At 71.3% G+C, this 6,451-nt stretch carries 8 protein-coding genes; 3 read left to right on the top strand and 5 right to left on the bottom strand.

Features of this window, described 5'->3' with window-relative positions; genetic code table 11:
* Positions 1 to 13: 13 nt before the first annotated feature.
* Together glyA and AMK29_RS12440 are read right to left on the bottom strand one after the other, a co-directional pair.
* Positions 14 to 1,381, bottom strand: a complete 1,368-nt coding sequence (gene glyA, locus AMK29_RS12445) for a serine hydroxymethyltransferase (protein ID WP_073811760.1) — start codon at positions 1,379 to 1,381, stop codon at positions 14 to 16.
* Between the two features lie 194 nt (positions 1,382 to 1,575).
* Positions 1,576 to 2,397, bottom strand: a complete 822-nt coding sequence (locus tag AMK29_RS12440; RefSeq protein WP_073811759.1) for a TauD/TfdA family dioxygenase — start codon at positions 2,395 to 2,397, stop codon at positions 1,576 to 1,578.
* Between the two features lie 343 nt (positions 2,398 to 2,740).
* Here AMK29_RS12440 and AMK29_RS12435 point away from each other — a divergent pair, with 343 nt between their 5' ends.
* Together AMK29_RS12435 and AMK29_RS12430 are read left to right on the top strand one after the other, a co-directional pair.
* Positions 2,741 to 3,013 carry a phosphopantetheine-binding protein gene (locus AMK29_RS12435; RefSeq protein ID WP_073811757.1) on the top strand — a complete coding sequence of 91 codons (273 nt, stop codon included), beginning with the start codon at positions 2,741 to 2,743 and terminating at the stop codon, positions 3,011 to 3,013.
* Positions 3,003 to 3,779: a 4'-phosphopantetheinyl transferase family protein gene (locus tag AMK29_RS12430; protein WP_079196848.1), complete on the top strand. Its 777-nt coding sequence runs from the start codon at positions 3,003 to 3,005 to the stop codon at positions 3,777 to 3,779. The genes AMK29_RS12435 and AMK29_RS12430 overlap by 11 nt, the downstream gene beginning before the upstream one ends.
* Here AMK29_RS12430 and AMK29_RS12425 read toward each other — a convergent pair.
* The 3 genes from AMK29_RS12425 to AMK29_RS12415 form a co-directional block, all read right to left on the bottom strand.
* On the bottom strand, positions 3,739 to 3,951 hold the full coding sequence (locus AMK29_RS12425) for an MbtH family protein (RefSeq protein ID WP_073811755.1): 213 nt from the start codon (positions 3,949 to 3,951) through the stop codon (positions 3,739 to 3,741). The genes AMK29_RS12430 and AMK29_RS12425 overlap by 41 nt on opposite strands.
* A 143-nt stretch (positions 3,952 to 4,094) precedes the next feature.
* On the bottom strand, positions 4,095 to 4,676 hold the full coding sequence (locus AMK29_RS35025) for a LuxR C-terminal-related transcriptional regulator (RefSeq protein ID WP_079196847.1): 582 nt from the start codon (positions 4,674 to 4,676) through the stop codon (positions 4,095 to 4,097).
* A 252-nt stretch (positions 4,677 to 4,928) separates the two neighbouring features.
* Entirely contained in the window at positions 4,929 to 5,924 is a 996-nt protein-coding gene (locus AMK29_RS12415; RefSeq protein ID WP_073811752.1) for a helix-turn-helix transcriptional regulator, read from the bottom strand.
* Positions 5,925 to 6,079: 155 nt separating this feature from the next.
* Between AMK29_RS12415 and AMK29_RS12410 the strand changes: the two genes are divergently transcribed.
* Positions 6,080 to 6,403 (top strand): hypothetical protein, encoded by a 324-nt coding sequence (locus tag AMK29_RS12410; RefSeq protein ID WP_079196846.1) that lies wholly within the window; start codon positions 6,080 to 6,082, stop codon positions 6,401 to 6,403.
* The last annotated feature ends 48 nt before the right edge of the window (positions 6,404 to 6,451 follow it).

Raw genomic sequence — 6,451 nt, 5'->3', positions numbered from 1 at the left:
GAGGACGTCGCGGTCAGTAGCCGGCGACGGGCCGGCGGTGGCAGATGGAGCGGATCCGCTCCTGGACACGTGCCTGCAGGGCGGGGTCGAGCGCGTACGTGGTGTTCGCGGTGTTCTCCGTGGCGGTCAGCACCTCGTGGACGAGGTCCGCGACCTCCGCGACGTCGGCGAGCTCGAAGCCGCGCGCCGCCATGCTGTTGCTGCCGAACCGCACGCCGGACGTCACCATGGCGGAGTGGGCGTCGCCGACGATCCGGTTCTTGTTGACGAGGATGCCGCACTGTTCGAGGGCCTTCTCGGCGTTGACGCCCGTGACGCCGTACGACGTGAGGACGTCGGCCACGACGATGTGGTTGTCGGTGCCGCCGGAGATGACCCGCACACCGCGGCCCACGAGCTGCTCGGCGAGCGCGGCCGCGAGGTCGCGCACCCGGTGGATCCTGGCGGTGAACTCCGGGGTGGTCGCCGCTCCCAGGGCGTAGGCCTTGGCGGCGATGCTGTTCACCACCGGCGCGCCCTGGATCAGCGGGAAGAGGCCGCTCTGCAGGGTCTGCCGGAGCGTACGGCCGGTGGGCAGCACGGTCTCGGCGGAGTCGCCGAGCAGGATCAGGCCGCCGCGCGGGCCGTAGAGCTGCTTGTGCGTGCAGGTGGTCACCACATGGGCGTGGGCCAGCGGCGACGGGTGCAGCCCGGCCACCACGAGACCGGCGATGTGGGTGATGTCGGCGAGCAGGTACGCGCCCACCTCGTCGGCGATGGCGCGGAACGCGGCCCAGTCGAGCGTACGGGGGTAGGCGGTGGTGCCCGCCACGATGAGGCGCGGCCGGTGCCGCAGCGCCTGGGCCCTGACCTCCGCGTAGTCGATGAGGCCGTCGGGGCCGAGGCCGTAGCTGTGCGCGTCGAAGATGCGGCCCGAGATGTTGACCGAGGCGCCGTGGCTGAGGTGGCCGCCCGCGTCCAGGTCGAGGCCCAGGATCGGGTCGCCGGGCTTCAGGAGCGCGTTCATCACGACCTGGTTGGCGGTGCTCGCCGAGTGGGGCTGGACGTTGGCGTAACGGGCGCCGAAGGCCTGCTTGGCGCGCTCGACCGCGAGCCGCTCGACCTTGTCGACGTTCACGCAGCCGGCGTGGAACCTGCGGCCCGGGTAGCCCTCGGCCGTGACGTTGGCGAAGAAGCTGCCCTCGGCGAGCAGCGCCGCGGGCGTCACCGGGCTGCACGAGGCGACCAGGGCGAGGGTCTCGTGCTGCCGGCGGAGCTCGTCGTCCATGAGCCCGTAGAGGGCCGGGTCGCCGAGCTCCATGGCGTGCAGGGCGTTCTCGTAGAAGGACGACAGCGGAGCGGTCGGAGCGCTGAGCGCGGGCAGGCCGACGGCGTGGGTCATGGAGTCGCATCCAAACTGTGAGGGCGGCGGTCGACGGGCGACGGGAGCGGCGGTCGACGAGGGAGAGGTCGACGGGCGGCCGGGAGCGGCGGTCGACGGGCGACGGGGGGAGGTCGACGGGCGGCGAGGGCGGCGGTCGACGGGCGACGGGGGGAGGTCGACGGTGGCGGCGGTCGACGGGCAGCGGGGCGGGGTCAGAAGTTGGGCGTCGAGAGCATCGCCGCGACCTTGCGGTCGGGGTCCTCGAAGCCGCGCCGGCCGTGCATCACGCGCTTGTTGTCGATCATGACGATGTCTCCGGCCTCCCACTGGAGGTCGACCCGCACCTGCTCGGTGGCGTCGAGCGCGTCCCAGCGGACGTGCTGCGGGATGGTCGACCCGTCCTCGAAGGACACGAGCGCGCCGGAGCCCAGGTAGCTGTTGCAGAGGGTGGGCGCGTCGACGTAGGGCGCCTGCGGGACCGCGGAGACGGTCCACTTCCAGTTGAGGTTCCCGGCGTCGTCGAAGTCGTACTCGAAGTCGTCGAACGTGGCGAAGAGCGCTTCGAGTTCGGCACGGTCGGCGGTGCCGAACACGCGCTCCTGGTGCTCGGGGGCGGTCGGGAACGGCAGGCGCCAGGTCAGCCGGAGCTTGTCGAACAGGTCGCGGGTCTCCGGGGCGAGCCGCTTGTACGCCTCGACGCCGTCGTAGACCGTCGTCTCGCCGTCCTCGTCGGCCGGCCGCACGCAGTAGAACCACTGGAGGCCCGGGTGCAGGGGGCAGTAGCTCATCTCGGAGTGCGCCGGAATGGGATTCCGGTGCGCGTCGACGAGCAGCACGGCGCCGTCGTCGGAAATCGTCTCGCGGTTGGGGTTCTGGTGGAAGAAGAGCTTCGACGAGAACTTCTGGACGAGAGCGCGGAAATCGTCGGCGCCGGCCCCGAATCCGCGGAACATCAGCGTGCCGTGCTCCTTGAAGAGTTCGGCTATCTCGGCGTGCGGGAGTTCGGCGAGGGGGAGGTCAGCGCTCTCGATCACCAGACCGTGGTGATCGGAAAGGGGACAGGTCTTGAAGGGGGTTATAGCCATGAGAATTCCTAGTGAGGAGAGGCCCTGACATTCGATCTCGACCGTGACGTTAGAGGGGCTCGGAGAGGTCGGGCAATAACGTCGGCCTGGACGGATCCGGTCAATGCCGGGGCCGTGCAATTCCGTCCACGGGATGGACACCGCGCTGTCCCCCGAACAGGTGTCACGGCTTTCGGGGGCGTGTGTTCAGGCCGTCCTGCCGTGACCATGGGAGGCCGACCGGTAGGCGGGGTATTCCTCCGTCCCGGCAGTGGAGGACACAGTGGAAGGCGGCCATGTGGAAGGCGCAGCGGTGAGAGACGACCTCGGGCCCGACGCCGTACGGGGCCGCCTCGCGGACATCTGGTGCGGGGCGCTCGCCATGGACCGCGTCGAGGACGCCACGGACTTCTTCGCCGTCGGCGGCCGCTCCCTCCTGGCGGTGCAGGTCACCGCGAGGGCGGCCGACGCCTTCGGGGTCGAGTTGAGCAGCAGCGACCTGGCGGTCGACGCCTCGTTCGGCTCCATGGTGGAGCGCATCACCCGGGCCCTGCCCTCGACCTCGGGGAGAGCCCGTGCTGCTTGACGCGCCCCCGGCCGTCCCGGTGCTCGGTCCGGCCGACTGCCACATCTGGTGGACCGATCCGGCCACGGTCACCGACGACTGCCTGACCCTGCTCGACGCGGCCGAGCAGGAGCGGGTCCCGCTGCTGCGCAGGGCGGAGGACCGCGGGCGGTTCATCGCGGGCCGGGCCCTGCTGCGCACCGTCGCGGCCGGCTATCTCGGCCTGCCGCCACGACGCGTCGACGTGGTCGCCCACTGCCCCGACTGCGACCGGAACCACGGCAAGCCCGAACTGCCGGGCACCGGGCTCCAGGTGTCGGTCTCGCACTCGGGCGACCGGGTGGCGGTCGCCGTCACCCGGGCCGGTGCGGTCGGCATCGACGTGGAGGAGATCAGCACGTCGGTGTCCCCCGCGGAACTGCTCCCCCACGTCATCGGACCGGCGGAGCCCCGCACCCCCGCCCACGCCACCACGAGCGGCTTCCACCGGATGTGGACCCGGAAGGAGGCCGTGCTCAAGGCGACGGGTCTGGGACTGCGGGTACCGCTGTCGGAGATCGGGGTCTCGGCCCCTGAGGAGGACCCGAGGGTGCTGTTCCTGGGGGGTCCCGCCGCCCGGCCGGCCGAGGACTTCGTCCTGGCCGACCTGGACGCGGGTGCGGGCCGGGCGGCCGCGGTGGCCGTGATCGGCGGCGGGCCGCTGACCTTCACCGCCCACACCCGGAGCCACCCGTCGGACGCGGGCTTCAGCCCGGGGCCCCCGCGGGCTCCGGGGACCGGGCGCTGAGCGGCCGCATGTCCGTCCACACCTGCTCGATGTGGTCGAGGCACTGCTGCCGGTCACCGCGGAACCCGTCCGGCTCCCAGCCGGCCGGCAGCTCACGGTCGGCGGGCCACAGCGAGTACCGCAGTTCGTGATTGCGGACCACGAGATGGGTGCCGTTTTCCTCGGACGTCATGTCTTCACCTGCTGTCGTTGTCGGAATGCTCGGTACGTGCGATGAGCTCGGGAAATCGATGGGCGCGGAATGCGCCGTGAGTAACGGGGACTCGGGATTCACGGACGACTCGGGATTCACGGGATTCACGGGATTCACGGGTCTCAGGTGTGTACGTACGGAGCGCGCGGGGCGGTCAGCGCGGCGCGGACCAGCTGCGCCTTGTTGTGCGCGCCGAGCTTGGAGCGGATGCGCTTCACGTACGTGTCGACCGTGTGCTGGCTGATGCCGATCCGCCGGGCCGCCTGGTCGTGGGTGCAGCCCTCGACGAGATGCCGGAGCACCTCCCGCTCCCGCGGGGAGAGGGTGGCGACCCCCTGCCGGGCGACGGTCCCGGCGCCGGCCGGAGCCGGTCCGGGCCCGGCCACCCGCCGGACGGCGTCCACGAGCAGCAGGGGCGCGCCGTCGTACGGGTGCGTCTCACCCACCCGGTCCGGGACCGCGTCCCGGCCGTCGGCGGTCAGCAGGACCGTACGGGCGGCGGGCAACCCGGCCGTGCCTCGCGGCGGCTCGGGCAGCTCGTCGAGCAGGCCCAGGTCGAGGACGAGGCAGTCGACCGTGCCGGCCGCCACCGCGAAGGGCGTGCCCGTCGCGAACGCGACCTGGATGTCGTCCTCCGCGTCGAGCAGATGGCGGGTGCCCAGCAGGGCGAGCTGGTTCCGGACGAAGATCCCGGCACGCACCATGTCGACTCCCCGTCCGCTCTGTTCCGGTCCGAACCGGCTGTCCGGGGCCAATCTTCTGGATCGGAGGACGGGACGGAAGACCAGTCCGGTGGCCCATTGGGGTCCTGGACAGAAGGGGACATCGGGGAGCAGGGCTCACGGCGGCGACGCCGGGGTACGCCGAGAAGACCGCCCCGCTACGGGACGGCCTGAAGGACGAGGGACAGCACTGTTCGGAGAACCGGCCGTGCCGGACGGCCTGGTGGGGCGCGGTCAGCGCTGCTCGGAGAGCCAGCCGTTCTGCACGGCGCGGACGCCCGCCTCGAACCGGCTCCGCGCCCCGAGCCGGGTCATCAGCTCCGAGGCCAGTCGTCGCGCGGTGCGCGGCGACACCCCGAGCCGCTTGGCGATGGTCTCGTCGGTGTGGCCTTCGGCCAGCAGGACCACCACCATGGCCTGCTGGTCGGTCAGCCCCTGGTCGTCGGCCTTGCTCTCCTCGTTCAGCGGCCGGGCCCCGCTCCAGACGCTGTCGAACAGCGCGCACAGCGCGGTCAGCGTGCCGTGCCCGGTCAGCACGAGGGCGCCCTCGGAGCTGTTGTCGCTGTTCACGGGGATGACGGCGGCCTTGCGGTCGACGACGATCATCCGGGTCGGCAGCGTCGGCACGGTGCGCACCTCCCCGCCCAGCTTGGACAGCCAGCTCACGTACTGGAGGGTGTGCGGGCTGTTGCTCGCGCTGTTGAGGTAGACCGTCCGCATCCGGACGCCGCGCTCCAGGAGCTCCTTGTTGAGCGGCTTCGCGGCCTCGATGTGCTCGGGCCGCTGGGGCCCGTCGGGGGCGAAGGTCATCACCTCCTCCCGGGTCTCCCGGGTGAGTGCCGCCAGCCGGTCGCGGATCTGGTCGATCCCGGTCAGACGCTCGCTGTGCGAGCGGGTGTCGGCCGGCCGCGCCTCCGCGAACTCCGCGATCAACCGGGCCGCGGCGGCCCGTGAGTCCTCCAACTGTTTCTGATGCGCCGCGAGTTCCGCTTGCTGGCGTGCCATCAGCATCTGGAGGCCGACCTCGGGCGACACGGGCCACAGTTCGCCCTCACGGTCGTACGAGGGTCTCAGCAGCGCCAGTTCGCTCAGGGTGTCGAGGGCGCCGCGCACCTGCTCGGTCGTGAGCCCCAGGCGCTCGGCGAGGTCCGCCACACCGTCACGCGGCTGTGCGAGAAGGCCCCGGTAGACGGCCTCGGCAATGGCATCGAGGCCAAGCGACTTCAGCACGGAACGTCTCCCCCCCCGGAGCTGTCGTAAAGACGCTCCATCATCACACGTGTGGCTGGATTTCTACAGGTGGGGAGGTGGACTGTACCGGCCATTGCCGGAATGGGACTTCTGGTGCTCTTCTCCCGTGTTCGCCCTTTTGGGAAAATGCGAGCGTGTATCTCGTTCACACCGAACTCCTCAACAGGAAGGTGGACTTGTGTATCCCTCAGAACCTCGCGGATCTCCTTCGCGCGCTGGCGCATCCCGACGACCGCGTGGAACATGTGGTCATCCACCCCCGTCCCGGGCAGGGGGTGACGGTGGGCGTCTACCTGCTGACCGAGCGCCTCAAGGACGCGGAGGAGACGGCGGCGAGACTGTGCGGACGCGCGGTGGACGCGATCGGTCCGCTGCCGGGATGGCGGGTCGGGCGCTCCGAGGCGCCCTTGCTCGCCCCGTACGGGCTCGACGGGCTGTGGCTGAGCCCTGAACCCTGAGACGCGGCCCGCTGACCGCTTCGGTCCAGGGCCCGTTCCGTCCACCGG

The organism is Streptomyces sp. CB02261 (assembly GCF_001905665.1).
Lineage (GTDB): Bacteria > Actinomycetota > Actinomycetes > Streptomycetales > Streptomycetaceae > Streptomyces.
This window is presented reverse-complemented; position numbering and strand designations above follow the sequence as displayed.

Bases quoted from the DNA above. Each gene is read 5' to 3' on its own strand.
- glyA (WP_073811760.1), bottom strand. From the start codon at position 1,381: ATGACCCACGCCGTCGGCCTGCCCGCGCTCAGCGCTCCGACCGCTCCG.
- AMK29_RS12425 (WP_073811755.1), bottom strand. From the start codon at position 3,951: ATGACGTCCGAGGAAAACGGCACCCATCTCGTGGTCCGCAATCACGAA.
- AMK29_RS35025 (WP_079196847.1), bottom strand. From the start codon at position 4,676: ATGGTGCGTGCCGGGATCTTCGTCCGGAACCAGCTCGCCCTGCTGGGC.